Source organism: Streptomyces sp. TSRI0281 (assembly GCF_001905125.1).
In the GTDB taxonomy this organism is placed as follows: Bacteria; Actinomycetota; Actinomycetes; order Streptomycetales; family Streptomycetaceae; genus Streptomyces.
In genome coordinates, this window is sequence record NZ_LWLE01000034.1 from 298,224 (window position 1) to 320,089 (window position 21,866).

Here is a 21,866-nt window from a genome sequence, read left to right on the forward strand (position 1 = left end):
CCCGTAGGCTGGACCGCATGACCGCAACGGGGGCAGACCGGGAAGCGGCGGGATCGACCACCCGCGGCTACTGGTGGTGGGAACGGCGACGCAGTGTCGCCCTGGACGTGGGGCTGGCGCTGGTATCGGCGCTGGAGTGTGCGCTGGAGGGGGTGGAGTTCGCCCGGGACACCGGGCTGCCGGTGCCGATCGGGGTGCTGTTCGGGCTGATCGCGGGTGCGGTTCTGGTGGTCCGGCGGCGCTGGCCGATCGCCGTGGTGCTGGTGTCGATCGGGACGACACCGGCCGAGATGGGCTTCCTGATGGGCCTCGTGGGCCTCTACACGCTGGCCGCGTCCGAGGTGCCGCGCAGGATCACCGTCGTACTGACGGGCATGTCGCTGTTCGGCACGTTCATCGTCACCTATGTACGGCTGCGCCAGAGCGTCACCGAGCAGGCCGACTTCGGGCCCGGCGACTGGTACGTACCGCTGGTGTCCGGCTTCATGTCGCTGGGGCTGACGGCGCCCGCGCTGCTGTTCGGCCTCTACATAGGGGCCAGGCGCCGGCTCATGGAGAGCCTGCGCGAACGGGCGGACTCCCTGGAGCGGGAGCTGTCGCTCCTCGCCGACCGGGCCGAGGAGCGCGCCGAGTGGGCGCGGACCGAGGAGCGGACCCGGATCGCCCGGGAGATGCACGACGTGGTCGCCCACCGGGTCAGCCTGATGGTCGTCCACGCGGCGGCCCTCCAGGCGGTCGCCCCGAAGGACCCCGCGAAGGCCGTACGCAACGCCGCGCTGGTCGGCGACATGGGGCGCCAGGCGCTGACCGAGCTCCGCGAGATGCTCGGTGTCCTGCGTAGCGGGGACGCGCTGGCCGCCCCCGCGGCGGCCGGCCGGGTACCGCTCGCCGAGGTGGGCCGGGCGGCGGCCGCCGCGGCCGCCGCCGCGAGCGAGGACGGGCCGCGCCTGCACCAGTTGGAGGTGCTCGTCGCGCAGTCCCGCGAGGCGGGGATGACTGTCGAGCTGTCGGTCGACGGCGAGCTGCGCCCGTACGCGCCCGAGGTCGAGCAGACCGCGTACCGGGTGGTGCAGGAAGCCCTGACGAACGTGCACAAGCACGCGGCGGGGGCGAAGACCTGGGTACGGCTCGCGCACCGCGGCGAGGAGGTCGCGATGCAGGTCGAGAACGGCCCCTCGGACAGCGCCGCGGCGGACGCGGGCCTGCCGAGCGGGGGCAACGGGCTGGTCGGGATGCGGGAGCGGGTGCTGGGGCTCGGGGGTGTGTTCGTCTCCGGCCCGACGGACGCGGGGGGCTTCCGGGTATCGGCGGTACTGCCGGACCGGGGCTGAGGCGCGGGCTGAGGCGCCGCACGCGGACCGGGGACGGGGAACACCCGCGTCGGCCTGTCCGCCCCCGCCCGCCCGGACCGGCCCACCCCGGACCGGCAGGGGATGGCCGGGGGTCGATCAGCTCGGCCCGGCAGCTCGGCCCGGTCCAGCGGTCGGCCCGAGGTCAGCCCGAGGTCGGCCCGAGGACAGTCCGAGGCCAGTCCGAGGTCGGCCCGAGGTCAGTCAGAGGTCAGCCCAAGGTCAGGCGGGACGGTTGGGCGCCGGTCACCAGGGTGGCCAGGGCCTGGTCGATGTCCGCACCGAGGTACCAGTCGCCCGTGTGGTCGATGCTGTAGACCCGGCCCTCGCTGTCGATCGCGAGCACGGCCTGACCCTCCCCCTCCTCGCCGAGCGGGCTCACCTCCGTCTTCAGCGCCCGCCCGAGGTCGCCCAGCGTCCGGGCCAGATGCAGCCCGCTCAGCGGGTCCATGCGCACCGAGGCCGGGGCGATCTGGCGGCCGGGCGCGGACGCGGTGATGTGCAGCCCGCCGAACTCCGCCCAGACCTCGACGGCCGCCGGGAGGACGGCGTGCTGATGTCCGGCCGGTGAGGCGTGGGAACGCAGTGCGTCCGCCCATTCCTCGGCCTGCCGGATGTCCCAGCGTCCCGGCTGCCAGCCGGCGTCGCGCAGGGCGGCGTCGACGGCGACGGGGAAGCGGGTGGAGGTGTGCTGATTCTGGCCTTGCATCTGCGCGCGGTCAGCCCTTCTCGGCGGTGGTCGCCGCCCCGGTGGTGAGGTCGACGGGACGTACGCCGAAGTGGGCGAGCATCGCCGTGCAGGAGCGGCAGGGCGGCGCGTAGCTGCCGTGCAGCGGATCGCCGTCCTCGCGGATGCGGCGGGCGGTGATCCGTGAGTGCTTCAGCGCGCGGCGGGCCTCGCCGTTGGTCAGCGGCTTGCGCTGGGCCCGCTTGGAGCGGTTGCCCTCGGCGGCGGTGAGCTGCCGGGACAGGAGTATGGCCTCGGGACAGCGGCCGGTGAAGCGTTCGCGCTGGCCGCTGGTGAGGGTGTCGAGGAAGTCCTGGACAAGTGGGTGCAGTGCGGGTGGCTGGTCCCCCTTGCCCGCGGTGCAGGTGAGCGTCTCTCCGCGTACGGACAGCGCTGCGGCCACGGCGGGCAGGATGCCGTCGCGGCGGTGGTGCAGGTGGGGGGTGCGGCTGGTCTCGGTACTGCTCCAGCTGAGTCGCGGGTCCCCGGATGTGGTCGTTTGTGCCGTATGCATCGTGCTGACGTCCCTCCCTGCAATCCCCCGAGTTGCGGGGACAGCCTGCCAAATGTGCCGGGTGATGGGGAAGCTGGGTGGGTTTAACGTGTCTGCGTGTCGCACAAAGGGTGCGAGATCGTCGCTCTTTCCTCGCTCTTCCGTCACGCCGACGTGACGGTTCGTGACGGAGTCGGAGGGGCGGTTCCCCCTGTTGCCCCACCGCATAGGCTGTGCGGAACACCGGACGCAGCAGGGGGCAACCGCCATGACGACAGGTCGGCTCGGGCAGCAAGCCGCGCCACCGAACGCGGCCTACGCCGGGCAGGTCGTGCACTTCCCGGACCCGGTCCGGGCGTCCCGCCACCCCAGAGGTGTGCGCGTGGACGGGGACGGCCATCCGGAACTCTCGCCGTACGCGCGTGCCGCCGCCGAGATCGCCGATCCCCCGCAGGGGTTCGGCATCGACGAACTGCGGCTCACCGACTACGTGTCGGCGAACGCCGCGCTGGCGGCGAGCGGCCACGAGCTGTGGGACACGATCCCGGCGGTGGCGACGCCGCACGGCTGGACCTGGCACCACGTGGCGGGCGGCCGGCGGATGGAGCTGGTTCCGGTCGAGGTGAAGGCGCTGCTGCGCCACCACGCCGGTCTGACCACGACTGCGGTCGACCAGAACCGGCGCGGCACCCGCCCGTTGCAGGAGACCCGGCCCGCGCACTTCCGGCTGCCGAAGGGTGCCGTCGCGGTGAGCGAGCAGCAGATCCAGGGCGTGGAGGAGGACCTCGGCTACCGGCTGCCGGGCGCGTACCGCTCCTTCCTCAAGGCGGCGGGCGGTTCGGCCCCCGTGGGTGCGGCGCTGGACGCGGAACTCGGTCTGCTGGTGGACCAGCCGTTCTTCACCGTGCGGGAAGAGGCCGCGGTGAACGACCTGCTGTACATCAACAAGTGCCTGCGGGACCACTTCACCAAGGACTACCTGGGCGTCGGCTTCGTCCAGGGCGGCATCCTCGCCGTGAAGGTGCGGGGCGACGGCATCGGTTCGGTGTGGTTCTGTCCGTACGACGACGCCAGGGACCAGGACGGCTGGAGCGTGCAGGAGCGTGCCGAACGGCTGCTGCTGCCCTGCGGTACGGACTTCGACGTCTTCCTCCAGCGGCTGGCGGGCAATCCGCCGGAGCTGGAGACGGTGGCGAACCTGATGGTGGACGGTGGCTTCGCGCAGGCCGTCCCGGTGGAGGGGTGAGCGCGATGGTGACCTTCGCTCAGGCACAGGAGCGGGCGGACGAGTGGGTCAACGGCGATGTGGCCGTGTACCAGCACCGGGAGGTGCGGGTCCGTGAGTTCGAGCTGGGCTTCGTGGTGTGGGCCGAGGACCGGGCGGAGGGCCCCGTCTCGGACGGCGGCTGCCAGCGGCTGGTGATCGCCCGCGACAGCGGTGAGGCCACGCTGTGGCCCGGACTGCCGGTGGGAGAGGTGATCCGGCGGTACGAGGAGGAGTACGGCGCCCCGTCCGACGCGCCGCCCGCTCCGGCGCCGCCGCAGCGCATCGACCTGAACCAGACGTCGTTCCTGCTGACCCCGCCGGAGTGGCTCCAGGAGGCCGCGGACAAGCTGGGGATCCCGGACCGGCGCGCGGACCGGGACAGCGGTGCGAGTACGGACGCGGACGCGAGTGCGGGTGCGGGGGCGGGGGCGACGCCGGTTCCGGGGACGCCCGTGGCATCCGCCGCCCCGCCCGCTCCCTCTCCTCCCTCTCCTCCCTCTCCTCCTTCCTCTCCTCCCTCCGCGCCCTCTCCCGCTGCGCCCGCCGCTCCCGTCGGGGCTCCGTCCGGGGACTCGGCGGCCGACTGGCCGGCAGCCGCCGGCCAGGGCGCTCCCGGCGACTACGAGCCGACGGCATCCGACGGTGTTCCCGCGTCCGCGTCGTCCGCCGCCGTGCCCGTGGGGTCCACCCCCTGGGCCGGTACCGACACCAACGGCGGGTCCGACGAGGGCGCCGTCCCGCTGCCCGCGACGGTGTTCGCGCCGCCCCTCTCCGGGGCCGACGACGAGGGGGCCCCGCCGCTGGTCGTGCCCGCCGACGCGCCCACGGCGCTGATGTCCGGCGGCAGCCATCTGCCGCGTACGAGCGTCGCTCCCGCACTGAATCCGCAGCAGGGCCCCGGTCCCGGCTCCCGCCCCAGTGACATCGCGGACGCGGCCACCAGCAAGGCCGTGGTGCAGCCGCGCGGCACCCGCGGGAGCGGTGCGGGCACCCCGCCGCCGCCCGGCGCCCCGGGAACTCCCGGCGTGCGCCCCGGAGCGACGCCGCCGCCCTCGGGTCCGGGTGCGCCCGGTGCCCCGGCGGGCGGCTATCTGCCGACGCAGCTCGTCGCCCAGCAGGGCCCGCCCGGAGCGCCGCAGCCGCCCGGCCCGCCCGGCCCTCCGGGTGCGCCCACGCCCCCCGGCCCTCCCACGCCGCCCGGTCCGCCGGGTGCCACGCCGCCGCCCGGTGGCGGGATGCACCATGCGGCGACGATGTTCGCGGACGCGAGCGGCCCCGGCGGCCCCGGCGGCCTGGCCGCTCCGCAGCCTCCGGGCCCGCCCGGCGTGCCCGGTGCCGGTGCCGGTGCGCCGCAGCCTCCCGGCCCGCCCGGTCCTCCGGGTGCGCCGGGTGCGCCGACGCCGCCCGGTCCGCCCCCGCCCCCCGCTCCTCCCGGCGGCGGGGTGCACCATGCCGCGACGATGCTGGCGAGCCCCGGTCCGGTCGGCCCCCAGGCCCCCCAGCCGCCCGGCCCGCCCGGTCCTCCGGGTGCGCCCGCGCCTCCCGGTCCGCCCGGGATGCCGCTGGGCGGTGCCCCCGGCCCCGTACCGCCCAATCCCCACGTACCGCCGCCTCCGCCTCCGTCGTACGGCTATCCGCAGCAGCCCACCGGTCAGCCGACCGTCGGGCCCGGCTACCAGGCCGTCCTGCGGTTCCGGGCCCCGGACGGGAGCGAGCAGCAGCTGATCCGCCGCTCGGCGCCCGGCACCCCGCACCCGGAGTGGCAGATGCTGCACGAGCTGCGCGCCATGAACGTGCCGCCGCAGCAGGTGATCGAGCTGCACACCGAGCTGGAGTCCTGTGAGCTGCCGGGCGGTTACTGCGCGCGGATGATCCGGGAGACCTGGCCGCAGGTGCGGATCACCAGCGTCGCCCCGTACGGCACCGATCACGCGAGCCGTCAGCAGGGCATGCAGCATCTGCTGACCCACCAGGGCGAGCTGCACCAGGTCGCCGACGGTCCGGCCCGCCCGGCGCCGGTACGGGCCCCGCTGCCGCAGCTGCCGCCCGCCCCGGCGATTCCGCCGGAGGCGGTCGCGGAGGAGCTGGCGATGGCCTTCGGCCCGCAGGGCGTGCTCCGCTTCGACCAGCGGGCCGTGTCCCGCCAGGGCGTGCCCGAGATCGTGGCGCAGACCCTGGTGTGGGCGGGGCTGCCCGCCGATTTCGGGCCGTTCTTCTGGGCGCAGCCGGGTCAGCCGGTGGTCCCCACGCTGGCCGAGCTGGCCACGCAGCGCCAGGTGCAGCCCGCGTCCGACGCGGGCTCGTACCTCGTGATGGGGACCGACTTCGGCCGGGCGATCTGTGTCCAGTACGGCACGGCGCACATCGTGGCCGTGCCGGTGGAGGCCGGACCGGCCGGCCGTACGGCGGCGCCACAGTTCGTGAACACCGGGCTGCCGGAGTTCGTGCGCTCGATGGCACTGCTCGGCCGGATGTGGCGGCTGCGCTTCGGGCTCAACCCGGAGCAGGCGGGCCGCTGGACCGTCGACTTCCAGGCGCAGCTGGTGGCGCTGGACCCGGCGGCGCTCGCGTCGCCGGAGAGCTGGTGGTCCGTGCTGCTGGAGCAGATGTGGGACGGGCTGCTCTGACCTGTACGTACCTTCTTCGGTGACGGCCCTGAGGCGCCCGGACCCCTGAGGGGGACGGGCGCCTCACGCTCTTCCGCGCTGTGATGCCGGTCGCTTCCGCGCCGAATGGCGTTGATCGATTCCGACTTCTTTCACCAATTGCCGCATCCTTGACGTATTGATGGGTGTCGGAGAGTCGGAGAGAGGCTTCAAGGATGAGTGCTGCACCGGATTCCGCGTACGGCTTCGTCGGCGTACGGGGACGTGGCTACCGCCCTGAGCAGGTGGACGGCACCGTGGCAGCCCTGTCGGCGGAGCGGGACGCGGCACTGGCCGAGATCACCCGGCTGTCGGACCTGGCACAGGAGCTGGCCGCCGAGTCGGCCCGGCTGGGCGAGACCGTGGCCACGCTCGCCCCGCAGACCTACGCGGAGCTGGGTGAGCGGGCCCAGCAGATCCTGGCGCTCGCCGAGAGCGAGGCCGAGACGATGCGCGACGCCGCGCAGGCGGAGGGCCAGGAGTGGCGGGACGCGGCCGGGACGGCGGGTCGGGCGGCCGGGGACGCGGCCCGCGAGTACTCCGGGACGGTACGGGCGGCGGCCGAGGCGTACGCGGAGCAGGTGCTCGATGCCGCGCGCAACACCGCCGAGGACACCGTCTCCCGTGCCCGCCAGGAGGCCGCCGAGGTCGCGGAGACGGCCGCGACGGCGATGCGCGAGACGCGGCGCCGTACGGCGAGCGTGCTGGCCCACCAGAAGCAGGAACACACCGAGCGTACGAAGGTGTCGGAGGCCGAACTGGCAGCGGAGGAAGCCGCGTTGACTGCCCGGCACACGGAGCTGACCGCCCGGGCGGAGGCGCTGCTCGCCGACGCCAAGCGGGCGCTCGCGGAGACCGAGGAGGCGGCCCGGCACGGCCAGGAGGACGCGGAGGCGAGGGCCGCCGAGCTGCTCGTGGAGGCCGGGGTGCGCGAGGAGCGCGTGGTCCGGGAGACGGAACGCGTCCTGCGCGAGCACGACGAGGGCCGCGAGGAGGTGCAGGCGCACATGACGCACGTACGCAACTCGCTCGCGGCGCTCACCGGGCGCGTCGCTCCGTCGGCGGACGACGACCGGGCGACGGAGGACTGAGGGCGGGGCGGATCTCTCTCGGAGCCGGGATCGGGCGGGCTCAGGCGGCGCTGGACCTGCGGCCCCTGTCGCGTCGGTGCGCCCGGTCGGCTCTGTCGGTCAGCGCGGCGCGCACGCTCTTGATGGAGTCGCCGACGGCGGGCACGTCGCTCGTGGCCGGGGTGTCGCAGTCGAGGCAGTTGCCGGGGCGGGCGGCCCGGAAGGCACGCTCGCACCCGCCGTCGCAGGTCTGCCAGGGCAGGAGGTCCGGCGGGGCGTCGGTGAGGGGTGCGGCGGGTGCGGGGGGCAGGGCGACGGGGGTCTCGCCGAGCCGGTAGGCCAGGATGCGGGCCGGGCGGGCCCGGAGCGGGGTGGGCAGCCCGACGGTGAGTGCCTCGGTGATCTGCTCGGCGCCGATACCCCGGGCGAGCCAGTCGGCGACAGCGGGGGCGAGCGCGGCCACCTCGCGCCGGGACAGACCCAGCCGGGCGTCGACGATGCGCAGCGAGGCCAGGATGGCGACGGCGTGCGGGTCGGCATCGGGAAGCGCGAGCGGGGGCGGGGGAGCAACTGGTTCGGCCGGGGCGGGAGTTGCGCCGCCACCCGCGTCGGTCCCGGCAGCGGCATCCGCTTCCGCTTCCGGAGCATCCGGAACTCCCGGAGCTTCCCACGCGGTCACGTCGTCCGGCTCCGGCTTCGGCACCGCAGGCTTTCGCGGACGCGGCGGGGCGGGCCGGTCGTCCCCTCGCTCGGGCACGTCGTGGAAGTACGTACGGGTGCCGATCAGGCCGCCGGACCTCCGCACGCGGCGCCGTTCCAGATATCCGGCGTCCTCCAGCTCCCGCAGCGCGCGGGAGATCAGGATCTCGCCCTCGGTGAAGTGCGCGCACAGCGCTTCGATGCTCACCAGATCGCCGTCCGGCAAGGAGAGGATGTACGCGGCGACACCGACCGTGACGGCGCTTCCGGGGCGCTGAGCAAGGGAGTTGGCCATCACGGTGAAGTGGGCCGTGAGGCGCGTACGTACGTGGATCACGCCGGAGGTCGGAGCTCCGGATTCGGCGCGAAGGCGCGCGTTAGACTGCGAATCAGCCATGGGGAAGGGTCTGTTCTTCCTGATTGGTCAGGCCCTCGTTCGGGATTGCCGTCCCGGCGGGGGCCGTCTTGGTGTGTGAGGTTGTTTCGCTGAACGTAACCGGCCTTTCCCTGTCGAGGCAAACAAGTCACCCTTGTGGGTGACGAGTTGGGAGGGGAGGGAGGGGGGTAGTTCTTTTCACCGGTTCTTAAGGGAGGTCCGTGGCCCACCGGGTAGGGGTGGGCGGGGGCCCGGTGGGCCGCGCCATACCAACGACGCGCAATATGGCCGCTGACCCGGTGGTGGGTCAACGGCCATATGAGCTTGAGTGGTGGGCGCCGGGGCTTCTATGCGGGTGTCAGGGTACTCGTGCGCCCCGGCCTACGTGCCAGTCGCGAATGCCGGCGGAGCGGACCTCAACTGCGGTCCCGCCGCGCTGGGCGAGTACGGCGGCCGTGAGCGGGGCGCGGCAGTGGCAGCCCATGCACACCGTCAGGATCCGCCGGGGCCGGTCAGTGCTCACGGTGCGTCAACTTTCGCGACCTCGATGGCCAGTACCCCGAGCGCTTCCTTCTCCGCCGGGAAGATGTCGCGGATCGCGCGCAGTTGCTCCTCGGCGGTGACCGTGGGATTGATGGCGGCCGCGCTCTCGTGGTCGAACATCTCGTCAAATGTGCCGTACCTGGCAACGCGCTTCACCTGGGTCAAGGTGCTCTCGGCGCGGCAGGTGAAGCGGATCCGATCGCCCGCCTTGATCCGCAGCATCGAGGAGTAGGCGACGCGCACCTCGACAGTCTTGGACCCGTTGGCGATGAGGTCGTAGTACTGCTTGTAGATCGGCATGTCCCGGGACCGGGGTGTCGTGGCGAGGTGGGAGGGGCGCGAGGCCATGAGACGTCCTAACTCCTGTGAGGTGAAACTTCGGAAGAAGTGCTTGGGGTCGGTCAGCAGGTGGCCGACCATCCAGAGCAGCGCGTCGACGTACTGGTCGGTGGTGCCCGGCCAGTCGGTCGTGGACAGCATCCACGGTTCGACGCCGGGGAAGTCGGTGATCGAAGCCGCGCGTATGAGCGACTTGGGCAGCTTTCCGCCGGTGTCAGGCCTGCTGGTCGCTGTACGTCTCGGTGCTGTACTCGACGTCGGTGGCGTCCGACAGGGAGTCGAAGAAAGGCCGGTAGTAGCCGTCGATCAGGGTGGCGACGCCGTCCTTGCCGAGCGCGTGGTGGTACGTCTGCTGGTAGGCGTGGTGGGTCTCGGGGTCGAGGACGATGTTGTACGGGGCGTTGTCGAGCGCGCCGAACTTCCCCACGGTGTCGGTGCGGAACACCCGTCGGGCCTGCTGGGCGAGGAGGAACGCCGACGCCTGGACCAGGTTCGTGCCCAGGTGCGCGGCGCCGCCGCTGCACCTCGCCCTGGTCTTCAACCTGTCCCACACCACCGCGAGCCGCTACGCGACCATCGCCCGAAACCTGCTCGACGACCAGATCGAGTAGCCCCCTGGCTTTATCGGTTGAGTCCTGACACCGGTTGTCGATCGGTGGCAACCTGATCCAGACCGGCACCGGACTCCTACCGCCTGGCCCTCGCCCAGGCCCGGGCAGCAGCACAGAACGCCGCCGGCTGACCTTACCCGGCCAGCGGGAGGCGATGCCGTCTTGCCCCGCACACGAGGGTCCGGACGGCCTCTCGCTATTGCGGTGCGATGGCTTTGAGCCAGTCCTCGACGGCGACGACATCTGCCCACTGTGGGAACAGCTTTTCGGTGAGCATCGTGTGCACCTCGGGGTCAGTGTCGAGGCAGGCATCCGCCAGCACGGTGAGGCCGAAGTCCAGGTCGATGGCGTGCCACAGGGTGGACAGCACTACAGCGCTGGTGGCGATGCCGGTGAGAACAAGGCCGTCGATATCGCGAGCTCTGAGGACCAAGTCAAGGTCGCTGCCCGAGAACGCGCTCCCCCGCCTCTTGGTCACCACGACGTCGCCCGGCTGGGGCGCGACATCGTCATGGATCTCGGTGCCAGGGGCACCCTCGCGGAACAGGCCGGCCGGCACGGCGTTTTTCATCGCCCTGTTGCGAGGGCTGACTTCCGGATCGCCCGGTCGTAACCCCATCACCACGTAGATCACGGGGATGCCGGCAGCCCGGGCGCCGTCGATCGCCCTGCGCAAGCGTGGCAGATATCCGGAACCGTCGTCGGCGATGGCCACGACGTCCCGTTGGACGTCCATCACCAGAAGTGCGCTGTTCACCATGCTTGCCATCCCTTCTCCGTTGGGAAACACGCACAAGTCTGGTGGATCAACCGAGCCGAGAGCGAATGAGTATCCTTCCGATTCAGAGGCGACGAACCCACCGCCCTTTCGAGCCTCTGCCATCAGCCGCAAACGATCGGCTTTCGGAGACTGTGGAGGGCTCACGACCATTCCTGTGCGGTGCAACGGAATCGGCCGGGGGCTCCTGCCCGCGAGAAGTCCGCCGTACGCGTCCGCGAGGTCGTCCCCGACGCCGTGACGCACCCGCCAGTCCGGCACGGCGATCTGATGCGGCTCGGTGCCGGTCCCGGCGACACTGTGCTGATCATCGATGGACTCTGGCACCAGAGTGCCCCGGTGCGGCACAAGGAGATCCTGGCGCTGCTGGCCGAAGGGGTCGCCGTGACCGGCGCCGCCAGCATGGGGGCTCTGCGTGCCGCCGAGCTCGTCCCGTACGGGACGGTCGGCATCGGCCGCATCTTCGAGGACTTCCGCAGTGGCGCCCTGGACGCGGACGACGAAGTCGCCGTACTCCACACCGACGGCGGCCTCCCGCTGTCCGAAGCCCTCGTGAACCTGCGGGCCGCCCTGACCCGGGCCGCCGCCGACGGGCAGCTGGATGTCACCGAAGCGGACCGGCTCGCCGACCTGGCTCGTTGCCTCCCCTACACGTCCCGGTCGTGGACCGCGCTGGGCCGCCCTGCGGCCGGGGAGGGGCTGGGGCCCGCGTTCAGCCGGGCGGACGCCTGGCGCCGCACGCATCCCTGCGACGCCAAGAGAGAGGACGCCGAGTGTGCTCTTGCCCTGGTTGCCGCCGGTCTGCCCCCGGTCCCTGGCGCCGGGGCGTGGGTGGGCGAGCCGTGGCAGACCGGTTTCGTCCGGTACTGGCAGGCGGCCTTCCGGCCCGGCGCGGTGGCGTGCGGGCAGCCCGTGAGCTTCCTCGCTCTCCTGCACCATCAGCAGCTGTACGACCCGGGGTTCCCCGGCCGGTGGCGGACGCGGGTCCTGGCCGCCGTCGCGCATGAGACGTCCGACGACGTGTGCTGCCCGGTGCGATCCGCGGCGGTGGAGCGGTCCGCCCTGCGGTGCGCCGCTGCGGCAGGCGTGGAGGTGGCCGGTATGTCCGGCGACCAGCTCGCCCACTGGCTCACCGAGGGGGAGTCGAGCCGGTTCCCGCCCGGGGAAGCGCTGGTGCGGGTCGTCGTCCGCTCCGCCCGCCTGGACGGTGGGGCAGGCGTTCACCGCGTACGCGAACACCTGCCCGGACGGTGGGGCAGGTGTCCACCGCGTACGCGAACACCTGCCCGTGGGGCCGGATGCCGGTCAGCGGGTGAGTACGTGGCCGTCGTGGGGGCGGTGGTCGCGGGAGCGGCGCAGGTCGGTGGTGACGTAGGTGCGTTGCAGCCAGCGGTCCGCGCCGTCGTAGCGGGGCTGGAAGGCGGTGCGGCCGTGGACGGTGACGCGGTTGTCGATGATGACCAGGTCGCCGGGTGTCAGGCGCAGGGTGCGGGCGGTCGTCTCGCAGGCTTGGCCGAATTCGGTCAGCGCCGCGGTGGCCCGAGGGGTGAGCGGGGTGGTGACGAGTTGGGCCATGCGGATGTCGGGATCCTCGACCGCTCCCGACAGCACCGGCCGGGGCTCGACGTCGGGTTCGCTCGTGGCGGCGGGGCCGAAGGACGGCGGTGGTGTGGTGATGAACTCCGGTGCGAACAGGGCCTGGCGGCCGGCTGGAGTCAGGAGCGGCAGTGCTTGGCGGATGCCGGCGACGCGCATGCCGGCGATCCGGTCGTGGTCGGCGCGCAGGCACAGGAAGATCACATAGTCGGGTGGGTGGGGGTGGAAGCCGTTCTCGGTGTGGAAGGACAGCGGCACCGATCCGGCGTTGCCGTGGAAGGTCTCCTGCCCGGGTACGGGCACGACGTCCTGCACGAGGGCGCCGGATTTCTCGGCCCGGTAGGCGAGAGGCTCGCCGAGCCCGCAGGCCACCATGGTGAGCATCGCGGCCGGGACACTGGCCCGGCGCTGGACCGAGCCGGGTACGGACGGTGTCGCGGGCAGGGCCGCCCGATCGACGGGCAGGCCGCCGATCACCAATGTGCCGTGCGGGCCGGAGTGCCTGCGAAACCGGCGCACTGCACGGCGCAGCGGGAACGGAAGGCCCTCCCAGGCGTCCCGGGCCCCTGCCACCCACTCGGGGCTGTCGACCTGGGCGTGCCCGCCGGTGCACAGGGTGCGGGCCAGCCGCTCGCATACGACGGCATCGGCCGGGTCAAGCGCCCAGTCGGCGGCGTCGGCAGAGCGTTGGGTGGTGCCGGGCGTCGTCTCGGGCATCAGGGTCTCCTGCCGGGGGTGGGCGGCGGACGCACGGACTCATGAGTGGCGCAGGCCGGCCACGGCGTCGGCGATGTAGTGGTCCCCGAACCGGACCAGGGAGGCGTACTGGGCCGCGCGGCGATGGCGCATGAGCCGTAGTTCGGCCACGGCGTTGTCGGGGCCTTCGGACTTCTGGGCGAGGGAACGCCGCAGGTGCACCATCGAGTACGCCAGAGTGACGTGCCGTTCACCGTCCACGATGTCGGCTTCCAGGAGAGCGGCCCGTGCTTCCGCCAGCTCCGGGGCGCCGGCCGACAGGTGCTCGTAGGAGTCGGGAAGCACCGACAGCAGTTCCTTCATCGCCGCCCGGAACAGCTTGTACCCGCGATGCTGGCGCCCGCTCAACGGGGCGTCCACCGACGGCGGCGCCATGGTGTGGCGTATCGCCGCCATGTAGTACTCGGCCGGGACCGTACTGGCGTGGGTCATGGCCGCCGGGAAGCCCCGCACGTACACCGTCGCATCTGACAGCCGCAGCAGCGCGGCATCGCCGTCACCCTCCCGCAGGTGGCGGGTGGCATCGGCCACGGCGACCGCGGCGCAGACGTTGAACAGGACATGGACCTGGTGCCCGATGAGCCACCGAGCACTCCACACACTCTCCAACGACGCCTCCGCAGCCGGCTCGGGGGCGGCCACCGACGGTACGGAGTCAGGGTCGGCGCCCGGCGCCGTGCCGGTGAGGTCGAGCACCGACTGCCGCATCCCCTCCACCTCAAGCGCCAGGTCGGCACCCGACAACGGAGCCTCGCACAGGTCTTCCAGACCGCGGTGGACGACCAGGACACCGTGCAGGGCAGCCTGTTGATCCGACAGCTCCCCCTCACGGACCCGGAAGAACGACTGACTGGTCGAATCCGCGGGCAGCCCCTCACCGACCACGGCCGGAGCCAGGGCCGACAGCGCGGCCACCAACTCACCGGAAGCCACGGCGGCCTGCCGCAGTGCGACGGCCCGCTCGACGGGCCTGGCGTGGGTCGCCAACCCGGCCAGCACGCGGGCGGTGCGCTTCGCCTCGGCACCGACCCGCGGGCCCAGCACCGGGACGGGCCGCCCGCCTCGGGGTTCACGGAAAACAGCGACAGCAGGATGACCGGCAACCGGCGATAAGCCCATGGTTGAAGTACTTCGCCAAGAACAGTTCACACGAAACCTGCTCCGCACGACCATTCCTGTGCGGTGCGACGGAATCGGCCGGGGCTCCTGCCCGCGAGAAGTCCGCCGTACGCGAGACATCCGCCGTACGGGAGGCGGAGCCCGTACGGCGGATGAGGGGGCGGCGGGTCGGCGGACGCGGTGGTGGGTCGTCTCACCGGTCCGCTGTGAGCGCGTCCGCTGTGAGTGGTTCCGCCGGTGGGGCGCCCGCGAGGATCAGGGGTTCCACGGCCTCGTACTGCCGGCGCTCCTTGTCGACGCCCCGGCGGGTGAACCTGGTGCCGAGCCAGCCCGCCAGGAATCCGGCCGGGACCGAGACGAGGCCGGTCGTGGTGAACGGGAACCAGTTGAAGTCGAGGTCCGGGAAGACCGCTTCGGGTGAGCCGGAGACCAGGTTGGTGCCCGTGAAGTGGATTCCTGTCCCTTAGGAGCGGGCCGGCCGGGGTGGGGTACCGGGGTCTCGTGCGATGGCGGTGGCTGAGCGGTCCCGGAGGGGTTCGTCCCAGGTGTCGAACTGTGCGGTGAGCCATCGGGGATCTACCTGCCAGGTGCTGCAGAGGTTCAGCATGGGCGCCCCGGCGCGGTAGGCCTGGAGTACGTCGTCGCGGTGGATGAGTACGTCGACTCGTGCGGCCTTCACTTGGGTTCTCGTGCGGCGGGGTAACGGCCGTTCTTCTGTGTGGTGTTGGTGCCGGGGGTGGTCACGGGAGTTCCGCGACGGTGACGCCGCGTAGTTGGCGGATGAGGAGGAAGGCGAGCATGCCGGGGTAGCGGGGTTTGCTGTACGGGGAGAGTTGTCCGTTTTCGGTGGAGATCCAGCCGGTGGTGGTGAGGCGGTAGAGGGTGCCGGACACTCCGTAGAGGTGGGGTTTCCTGACGCGTAGGAGGACGTGTTCGCCGCGGCGGAGGAAGGGGCATTGCCGTACGGAGATGCGGGCGTGTTCGGTGCAGAGCGGGGGCATGGTGGTGAGTGATTTCTCGGGCCAGGTGGGGGGTGAGTCCTCGCGCCGCCAGTCCATGAACAGCCAGCCGTCCTTGTTCCGGTCGGCGGGCTGGGCACAGACCTGGCACAACAGGTTTTCCATGCACCTGCGTTGGCGGGTCGAGTGCAGGGAGTCGTACAGGACAGGGCCCGGCTGCGGGGACTCATCCACGCGGACCCACAGGTTCCCGTGCCTGTCCCGGTCCTCCGGACGTACGTCCCGGTACGTGAGCCGGGGCCCGCTCGCGGCGAACTCGACGGTCAAGGCGGACTCCAGCACGCCTCTGTCGGTACTGCGTGAGGCGACGTACGGGGTCAGGAGAGGCATGGGTTCCTCCTTGTGGGGGTGGGGGCCGCCCGGCTGCCGCCGTCCCCATGACAGGGGGCAGCCGGGCGGGGTTTGGGGGTTACTGGGCCGCCGGGTGTGTGCCGGGGGTGCGGGGTGCCGTGGTGGGCGGGGTGGCTTTCGCGTAGGGGCGGCCGGGTTTGGTGCCGGTGCAGAGGTTGCAGTGGGGGCAGTCCTGGATCCGGGTCTCAGGGGGTGGTTTCCATGGGGTGTGTTCGGTGCCTTGTTGGGTGGTGCCCGTCCTGGTCGCCCGTGGGGGAGCCACTGCGAACGCGACCAGGACGGGGGTGTGTGGGGTGCTGGAGGCCGGTGGTCCCGTGCGTCCGGGCGGGTCGGCCGGTGAGGGTGACGTGCAGGCCGACGGCCGGGTCGGCCACGGTGAGCAGGGTGCCGGAGCCGGTTTCCAGGTGGTGCAGTGCGTCGGTCTGGCGCTGGTCGTCGGCGGCCCAGGCGCGGAGGCTTTCGGGGGCGTCGGAGCCGTGGAACGTGACTGGCCGGACGTCGTTCCTCGCCCGTGCCCAGGGGGTGGTGTCGGGAGATATGAGGTGTCCGTGCCCGTCCGCGAGCCGTAGTGCCTGCCTGCGGAGCCAGCGCAGGGCGAGACGGCGGTTGGGCACGGTGACCCGGCCGAGCAGGACCGCCCGCCTCGTCCCGGCGGTCACGGTGACTTCGGCGACGTAGTCCGTGCCACCGTGGCGGCCGTCGTGGCGGGGGCGGATCAGGCGCCGGAGCAGGTCGGCCGCCGCTTCGACCGCGTGCGACCGGGCCGTACGCTCCGCGTCGCGCCGGGCGATCGCTGTGTCCAGTCCGGTGAGGAACAGGGCCCGGTACGCGGGGTCCGACTCGATGCGTTGCAGCTCGGCGAACAGCGGTGGTGGCTCGGGTGGTTGTGGGGCGAGTGCCCGCATGATCCGGGGGAGGTACCGGCGCAGGAGGATTCCGGCGGCCCCGAGGGTGAGGGCGAGCCGGACCGCCAGGAACCTCGACGTCATGACGGCGCGCCGTGCTCGGCAGCCTCGTGGCGCCGGCGCGAGGCCCGGCAGGCGGCCTGCTTGGCGGTGTCGCGTTCGGCACCGGCTACGGCCTCGGCGTGGTCGATCTCCTGGCAGCCCCGGCACGGCTCCGGCGCGGGCAAGCCGTCGTGGACGACCGGCCGTACGAGGGTGCCGGGGGCGGGTACGTGGGGGGTACGTCCGTTCGGAGAACCGTTTTTCGTAGACACGATCGTTCCTCTCCGTGGTCATTTCGCTACCAGGTGGGATGAGCGTGACCTACGGTTCGGGTGTCTTCAACTTGCGTTGGCTGAACGGAAAGTTGGGTACCACGATGGTGAACCGCAAGGATTTGGACCCCGAGAAGTCAGCTAGCGCTGCGTTTGGGCAGCTTCTGCGTACTTTTCGGGATGCGCGGGGCTGGACGCAGGACGAGTTGGGGGAGCGCATGGGGTGCTCCGGGACGCACATTTCTGCTGTCGAAACTGGTCGCCGCCCTCCAACTACCCGTTTTGCGCGGAGTGCTGACAGGGCGCTCGGTACCGGTGACAGGCTCGAACGTCAGAGCCGAGCCGTTCGGCATACGGCACTTCTTGAGGGCTTCCCGGAGTACGTCACGCAGGAGGCTCGCGCGGCAGAGATCCGGCTCTACGAGGTCGGCGTAATGCCGGGAATACTCCAGACATCGGAGTACGCATCGGCACTCACCGCCCGCACGGTCGAGCGTGGAGCTATCACGCCCGAACAGGGTGACGAACGGATCGCGCTCGTATCGGAGCGTCAGACATCCCTGAAACGGACACCGCCACCGCTCGTGTTCGTAGTGCTGGACGAAAGTTGTCTTAGAAGGCCTGTCGGCAGCTCCACCATCATGGAGAACCAGTTGGCGCGGCTGGTTGAGTTCGCCGCACTGCCCAATACAGTCCTCCAGATCGCCCCGTTCGATATGGGCGACCGCCGTCCGCTCAGCTTGCCGCTGTACGTCCTGACGATGGAGAACCGCTCCCTCGTCTCGTACGCGGAGTCCGCGCAGCGCGGTCAGTTCGAACGGGAAAGCACTTCCGTAGTGCCCCTGTTGACCGCCTATCATCAGTTGCAGGCCGAAGCGCTCTCGCAAGCGGCATCCGTGGCCATGATCGAGCAGTTACGAAAGGGCACTCCGTGACGACCGAATCCCCCCAATGGTTCAAGTCTTCATACAGCGAGAACGGCGGCGCTTGCATCGAGGTCGCTGCCAACCTCGCCGCCTCGCGCGGCATGGTCCCCGTACGTGACTCCAAGGATCTGAGCGGTCCCACCCTGGACCTTCGCGCTGATGCGTTCGTCGGCTTCGTGGCGGGCGTCAAGGCCGGAGAGTTCGGCACCGTCTGAGCACCTGGTTGTTTGCCGAGCCGGGTGCAAGCCCCCTGGCCCTCCTGCTCACCCGGGCCAGTGGGGCGACGCCCCACAGGTGATCGAGGTCCTGAACCGGATCCAGCTTCCCGACCGCATGGCCAACGGCCCGGACCGGCTGCCCGGCTGCCCGGACAGGGGCGCCGCCGCTCCAGCTCCGGTCGGCCTGCTGCTCCCACCACCGGTAGGCGGTTTCCGTCTCATCCCACAGCCGGCGCGGCCCCGACCGCACCACGAGGTACTTGCTCGCCCCCGGCTCGTAGTCGATGGACGCCCAGGACTGTTCGTCGTCGCTGTAGAGCCACACCACGTAGGTTCCCTCATCATCGGGCTCGACAGACCGTCGGCCCACGCCCGAGCCCCCCCTCACCTGCGGCTACGGGGTCTGCCAGTAGTCCGCCCACGCCCGTGCCGCCTTCACGTGGCGCTCCAGGCCGGGCGTCCCGTACTCATGCCAGGCCTCCCAGGAACGGGCGTCGGCCTCGGCGAGCACCACCACGCCCTCGCGGGGAGCCTCGGCGAACGCGGGAATGCGCCGGCACCACCGGGCGGCCTGCTCGGGAGTCTGCTCGCCGTCCAGGACGAGGCGCTGGCCCCACAGGACCGCGTCCACCCATCCGGGGCCCCGGGCCGCCCACGCCCAGTCGATCAGCCACGTCCGGTCGGTCCCGGGCAGGAAGTTGACCGCCGCCGGATCGCCGTGCACAAGCATGTCCCCCGTCAGCAGCGGCTCATCAACAGGGTCGCAGTACTCCTCCCACCGCTCCCACGCCGGCTTCAACCGGGCCTCGGGCGGCGCGGACGTCGTGCTCAGCTCCTGCAGGACCGTCGCGACGGAGTCCAGATGGGGGCTGTCGTCCGCATAGAAGTCGGCCCACGGTGACGTACTGGTGATCCCCTCGAACCCGAGGATCGTCCAACCGCCCGCTGCCACCCGCCACAGGAGACGTGGTGCGAAGTCGGGAAGGAACGGCGCCACCGCGCTCTCCACGTTCAGCTCGGCCGTCCGCTCATGGTCCTCGGGCAGCCCCTTGACGAAGACACTCCCGCCGCCGGGGGCGGTCAGCAGGGCGGCGAAGCCCGAGCTGGTCGCGTTGGCCATGTCGGCCACCGCACTGCCCTCTCCGACCTGGCCGGCGACCGCCCGCCGTACAGGTTCGGGCAGTTCCTCGTAGGAGCGCAGAGCGACACGCACGACCGTCTACCTCGGGGGCCTCTGAGGGGCGTTCGGAGGGAATGGCGGGTTCTTGTCCGGCCTCGTCGGTGGGTTGGTCGAGGGACGTCCCGGCGGGGGGTTGGTCGACGGACGGGGGGACGGGTTGCGTGCTTCAAGGATCGTCATGACCGGGACCGTATCGGCCGCCCCCGACCGGACGGGCCCGAACCAGTGAAGTTCCAGGGACGGCAACCCAGTCCTCGTGTTGCTACGGCAGACGAACACGTAACGAAGGCTAGTGACCGGTTCCGACGCTCCGTCAGCGGTCGTCAACCAGTGATCGGCGCGCGCCGATCCGTGGACGGGGGCAGGCCGTGGTCAGGCGCTCCGGCACGTTCCATCCGCCGTACGGGAGGCGGAGCCCGTACGGCGGATGAGGAGGTGGCGGGTCGGCGGAGGCGGTGGTGGGCCGTCTCACCGGTCCGCTGTGAGCGCGCCCTCCGGTGGGGCGCCCGCGAGGATCAGCGGTTCCACGGCCTCGTACTGCCGGCGCTCCTCGTCGACCCCCCGGCGGCTGAACCTGGTGCCGAGCCAGCCCGCCAGGAATCCGGCCGGGACCGAGACGAGGCCGGTCGTGGTGAACGGGAACCAGTTGAAGGCGACGTCCGGGAAGACCGCGTCGGGCGAGCCGGAGACCAGGTTGGTGCCCGTGAAGAGGATCAGCACGCTGACCGTGCCGCCGATGAGCGTGCAGAGCAGGCCGACCCGGGTGAAGCGACGCCAGAACATGCTGTAGATCAGCGCCGGGGCCAGCGCGGAGGCGCCGACGCAGAAGGACAGCGTCACCAGCGACTGGAGGTTCCAGTGCCGGGCGAGGACGGCGAGCGCGATGGTGAGCAGGCCGATGCCGACCGCGGCGGCCTGTGCCGTACTCATCTCGGTGCGCTGCTTCAGCGGCGGCTTGCCCGGTTCGCGCAGTCCATGGGCGAACAGATCGTGGGCGAGGGAGTTCGCGCAGGCCAGGATCATTCCGGCGACCGAGGCGAGCAGTGTCAGGAAGATCGCCGTCGTCATGGTCGTGACGACCAGCGCCCCCGCCGCCCCGCCGCCCGCGACCGCGCCGCTGACCTGGAGGATCGCGCTGTTGCCCTGCGCCCCGGCGGCGGTGATGCCCTCGTAGCCGACGAGGGCCGCCGCGCCGAAGCCGCTGAGGGTGAGCAGCAGACAGATCGCGGCGACGATGCAGACCGCCCAGGACAGCGAGCGGCGGACGGCACGGGCGCTGCCGACGCTCGTCATCCGCATGGTGATGTGCGGCAGACACGCGACACCGAGCACCAGGGTCAGTTCGGAGCTGATCATGTCCAGGTCGTTGCCGTCGAACTGCAGCCCCGAGCGGAGGTAGGCCGCCCCGGCTCCGCTGCCCGCCTGGGCGGCCGAGAGCAGGGCGCCCAGGCTCCAGTCGTAGCGGTTCATCACGAGTACGGAGACGAGCAGTGCGGCGCCGAGGAGCACCACCGTCTTGACGATCTGGATCAGGGTGGTGCCCTTCATGCCGCCGATCGCCGCGTAGCCGATCATCATGACGCCGAGCGCGACGATGGATCCGGTGCGGAATCCGGAGCTGTCGAAGCCCAGCATGAAGGCGAGCAGATTGCCGCTGCCCGCGAGCTGGACGACCATCAGGGGTACGAGTGCGGCGAGCGTGACCGCGCAGGCCGTGATGCGGACGGCGCGGCCGGGGGCCCGGCGGGTGAGCATGTCGCCGATGGTGAACCGGCCCGCGTTGCGCAGGGGTTCGGCCAGCAGGAACATCAGCAGCAGAAGGGAGAGGACGGTGCTCAGGGCGACCACGAGCCCGTCGTGGCCGGTGAGGGCGGTGAGCCCGGTGGCACCGAGGACGGTGGCCGCCGAGAGGTAGTCACCGGCGATCGCGAGGCCGTTGCGCAGCGGGGAGAGCGTGCGGTAGCCCGTGTAGAAGGCGTCGAGGTCGTCGCGGTCCGGCACGGTCATCACGCAGAGCAGCAGGGCGACGGTGGCCACGGCGATGAACGCCACCAGGGACATGGTCTGCGCGGAGTCTTCGAATCCGGTCATCGTCCCGCCCGGTCGTCGTGCCTACGGGGGCGCCGGTGGGGGCGCGGATGGGCAGAGGTACGGCCGCCGTTGCGCAGGTCGGCCGAGAGCGGGTCCACCGTCCGCTCGGCTGTCCGTTCGTACACGGTGATGGCGAGCACGGCGACCGGGAGCTGGCACAGACCCAGCAGCAGGCCGACGTTGAGACCGCCACCGCCGACGGGGTGGGCCATCAGATCGGGGGCGTAGGCGGAAAGCAGCAGGAACAACGTGAAATAGCCGAGCGCGGTGAAAGTGGCGGCCCGGCGCAGGACGCGGTACGCGCCGCGCAGCCGGAGCAGATCGCCGTGGTGGTCGTGGGCGGGAGCGGAATCGTCCTCGCACGGGGCGGCGGACCACCGGGGCGGGAGCAGCGGCGGATACGGCGCCGGAGCGGCCTGCGGGGGCGAACTCTGCCAGGCGAGAAGGTAGTCGGGTTGGTAGGGGGGAGGGTGCGGGTCGTTGTTCGGCATCGG

Annotated in this window: 22 protein-coding genes and 2 pseudogenes; 7 read left to right on the top strand and 17 right to left on the bottom strand. The window is 71.8% G+C overall.

Annotation, left to right across the window (positions count from 1 at the left end):
* Nucleotides 1-17 precede the first annotated feature (17 nt).
* On the top strand, nucleotides 18-1,331 hold the full coding sequence (locus A6A29_RS33235; RefSeq protein WP_073725946.1) for a sensor histidine kinase: 1,314 nt from the start codon (nucleotides 18-20) through the stop codon (nucleotides 1,329-1,331).
* Between the two features lie 229 nt (nucleotides 1,332-1,560).
* Here the strand turns inward: A6A29_RS33235 and A6A29_RS33240 are convergent, their stop codons facing one another.
* Nucleotides 1,561-2,058, bottom strand: coding sequence for an SUKH-3 domain-containing protein (locus tag A6A29_RS33240; protein ID WP_073725948.1), 498 nt, complete (start codon nucleotides 2,056-2,058; stop codon nucleotides 1,561-1,563).
* A 10-nt stretch (nucleotides 2,059-2,068) separates the two neighbouring features.
* Nucleotides 2,069-2,590: a YwqJ-related putative deaminase gene (locus A6A29_RS33245; RefSeq protein WP_073725950.1), complete on the bottom strand. Its 522-nt coding sequence runs from the start codon at nucleotides 2,588-2,590 to the stop codon at nucleotides 2,069-2,071.
* Between the two features lie 247 nt (nucleotides 2,591-2,837).
* On the opposite strand from A6A29_RS33245, the gene A6A29_RS33250 reads away from it, so the two are divergent.
* From A6A29_RS33250 to A6A29_RS33260, 3 genes are all read left to right on the top strand, one after another.
* Nucleotides 2,838-3,815 carry an SMI1/KNR4 family protein gene (locus tag A6A29_RS33250; protein WP_073725952.1) on the top strand — a complete coding sequence of 326 codons (978 nt, stop codon included), beginning with the start codon at nucleotides 2,838-2,840 and terminating at the stop codon, nucleotides 3,813-3,815.
* Between the two features lie 5 nt (nucleotides 3,816-3,820).
* Nucleotides 3,821-6,463: an SUKH-4 family immunity protein gene (locus tag A6A29_RS33255; protein WP_073725954.1), complete on the top strand. Its 2,643-nt coding sequence runs from the start codon at nucleotides 3,821-3,823 to the stop codon at nucleotides 6,461-6,463.
* 194 nt (nucleotides 6,464-6,657) lie between these two features.
* Entirely contained in the window at nucleotides 6,658-7,572 is a 915-nt protein-coding gene (locus A6A29_RS33260) for a cellulose-binding protein (RefSeq protein WP_073725956.1), read from the top strand.
* A gap of 40 nt (nucleotides 7,573-7,612) precedes the next feature.
* On the opposite strand, the gene A6A29_RS33265 is transcribed toward A6A29_RS33260, so the two are convergent.
* The 5 genes from A6A29_RS33265 to A6A29_RS33280 form a co-directional block, all read right to left on the bottom strand.
* On the bottom strand, nucleotides 7,613-8,647 hold the full coding sequence (locus A6A29_RS33265; RefSeq protein ID WP_241838749.1) for a hypothetical protein: 1,035 nt from the start codon (nucleotides 8,645-8,647) through the stop codon (nucleotides 7,613-7,615).
* A gap of 337 nt (nucleotides 8,648-8,984) precedes the next feature.
* A complete protein-coding gene (locus A6A29_RS44500) occupies nucleotides 8,985-9,149 on the bottom strand; it encodes an arsenate reductase/protein-tyrosine-phosphatase family protein (RefSeq protein WP_107468373.1) in 165 nt (54 codons plus the stop codon).
* Nucleotides 9,146-9,649 (bottom strand): ASCH domain-containing protein, encoded by a 504-nt coding sequence (locus A6A29_RS33270; protein WP_241838750.1) that lies wholly within the window; start codon nucleotides 9,647-9,649, stop codon nucleotides 9,146-9,148. Before A6A29_RS33270 ends, A6A29_RS44500 begins: the two co-directional genes overlap by 4 nt.
* Before the next feature lie 73 nt (nucleotides 9,650-9,722).
* Nucleotides 9,723-9,953 carry a hypothetical protein gene (locus A6A29_RS33275; protein WP_073725960.1) on the bottom strand — a complete coding sequence of 77 codons (231 nt, stop codon included), beginning with the start codon at nucleotides 9,951-9,953 and terminating at the stop codon, nucleotides 9,723-9,725.
* Between the two features lie 362 nt (nucleotides 9,954-10,315).
* Nucleotides 10,316-10,879, bottom strand: coding sequence for a cysteine hydrolase family protein (locus tag A6A29_RS33280; protein WP_073726548.1), 564 nt, complete (start codon nucleotides 10,877-10,879; stop codon nucleotides 10,316-10,318).
* Nucleotides 10,880-11,167: 288 nt separating this feature from the next.
* Here A6A29_RS33280 and A6A29_RS47185 point away from each other — a divergent pair.
* A pseudogene (locus tag A6A29_RS47185) lies at nucleotides 11,168-11,500 on the top strand (TfuA-like protein); the annotation flags it as partial.
* A gap of 702 nt (nucleotides 11,501-12,202) precedes the next feature.
* Here A6A29_RS47185 and A6A29_RS33290 read toward each other — a convergent pair.
* The 7 genes and pseudogenes from A6A29_RS33290 to A6A29_RS33320 form a co-directional block, all read right to left on the bottom strand.
* Nucleotides 12,203-13,210, bottom strand: coding sequence for a clavaminate synthase family protein (locus tag A6A29_RS33290; RefSeq protein WP_073725962.1), 1,008 nt, complete (start codon nucleotides 13,208-13,210; stop codon nucleotides 12,203-12,205).
* Between the two features lie 39 nt (nucleotides 13,211-13,249).
* The gene (locus A6A29_RS33295) at nucleotides 13,250-14,293 is read right to left on the bottom strand and encodes a hypothetical protein (protein ID WP_079183129.1); all 1,044 of its coding nucleotides are present in this window, start codon (nucleotides 14,291-14,293) and stop codon (nucleotides 13,250-13,252) included.
* Nucleotides 14,294-14,561: 268 nt separating this feature from the next.
* A pseudogene (locus A6A29_RS47190) lies at nucleotides 14,562-14,813 on the bottom strand (hypothetical protein); the annotation flags it as partial.
* Between the two features lie 18 nt (nucleotides 14,814-14,831).
* A complete protein-coding gene (locus A6A29_RS33305; RefSeq protein WP_073725966.1) occupies nucleotides 14,832-15,047 on the bottom strand; it encodes a hypothetical protein in 216 nt (71 codons plus the stop codon).
* A 61-nt stretch (nucleotides 15,048-15,108) separates the two neighbouring features.
* Nucleotides 15,109-15,717 (bottom strand): hypothetical protein, encoded by a 609-nt coding sequence (locus tag A6A29_RS33310; protein WP_073725968.1) that lies wholly within the window; start codon nucleotides 15,715-15,717, stop codon nucleotides 15,109-15,111.
* Nucleotides 15,718-15,923: 206 nt separating this feature from the next.
* Nucleotides 15,924-16,727, bottom strand: a complete 804-nt coding sequence (locus tag A6A29_RS47910) for a hypothetical protein (RefSeq protein WP_073725970.1) — start codon at nucleotides 16,725-16,727, stop codon at nucleotides 15,924-15,926.
* Nucleotides 16,724-16,957: a hypothetical protein gene (locus A6A29_RS33320; RefSeq protein ID WP_073725972.1), complete on the bottom strand. Its 234-nt coding sequence runs from the start codon at nucleotides 16,955-16,957 to the stop codon at nucleotides 16,724-16,726. The genes A6A29_RS47910 and A6A29_RS33320 overlap by 4 nt, the downstream gene beginning before the upstream one ends.
* A 104-nt stretch (nucleotides 16,958-17,061) precedes the next feature.
* Here A6A29_RS33320 and A6A29_RS33325 point away from each other — a divergent pair, with 104 nt between their 5' ends.
* Entirely contained in the window at nucleotides 17,062-17,892 is an 831-nt protein-coding gene (locus A6A29_RS33325) for a helix-turn-helix domain-containing protein (protein WP_073726550.1), read from the top strand.
* Complete coding sequence (locus A6A29_RS33330) at nucleotides 17,889-18,098, top strand: DUF397 domain-containing protein (protein ID WP_073725974.1); 210 nt, start codon at nucleotides 17,889-17,891, stop codon at nucleotides 18,096-18,098. Before A6A29_RS33325 ends, A6A29_RS33330 begins: the two co-directional genes overlap by 4 nt.
* Nucleotides 18,099-18,495: 397 nt before the next feature.
* Here the strand turns inward: A6A29_RS33330 and A6A29_RS33340 are convergent, their stop codons facing one another.
* The 3 genes from A6A29_RS33340 to A6A29_RS33350 form a co-directional block, all read right to left on the bottom strand.
* Nucleotides 18,496-19,314, bottom strand: a complete 819-nt coding sequence (locus A6A29_RS33340) for a hypothetical protein (protein WP_079183130.1) — start codon at nucleotides 19,312-19,314, stop codon at nucleotides 18,496-18,498.
* A 435-nt stretch (nucleotides 19,315-19,749) separates the two neighbouring features.
* Complete coding sequence (locus A6A29_RS33345; protein WP_073725978.1) at nucleotides 19,750-21,372, bottom strand: sodium/solute symporter; 1,623 nt, start codon at nucleotides 21,370-21,372, stop codon at nucleotides 19,750-19,752.
* The gene (locus A6A29_RS33350) at nucleotides 21,369-21,863 is read right to left on the bottom strand and encodes a DUF485 domain-containing protein (RefSeq protein WP_073725980.1); all 495 of its coding nucleotides are present in this window, start codon (nucleotides 21,861-21,863) and stop codon (nucleotides 21,369-21,371) included. Before A6A29_RS33350 ends, A6A29_RS33345 begins: the two co-directional genes overlap by 4 nt.
* Between the last annotated feature and the right edge of the window lie 3 nt (nucleotides 21,864-21,866).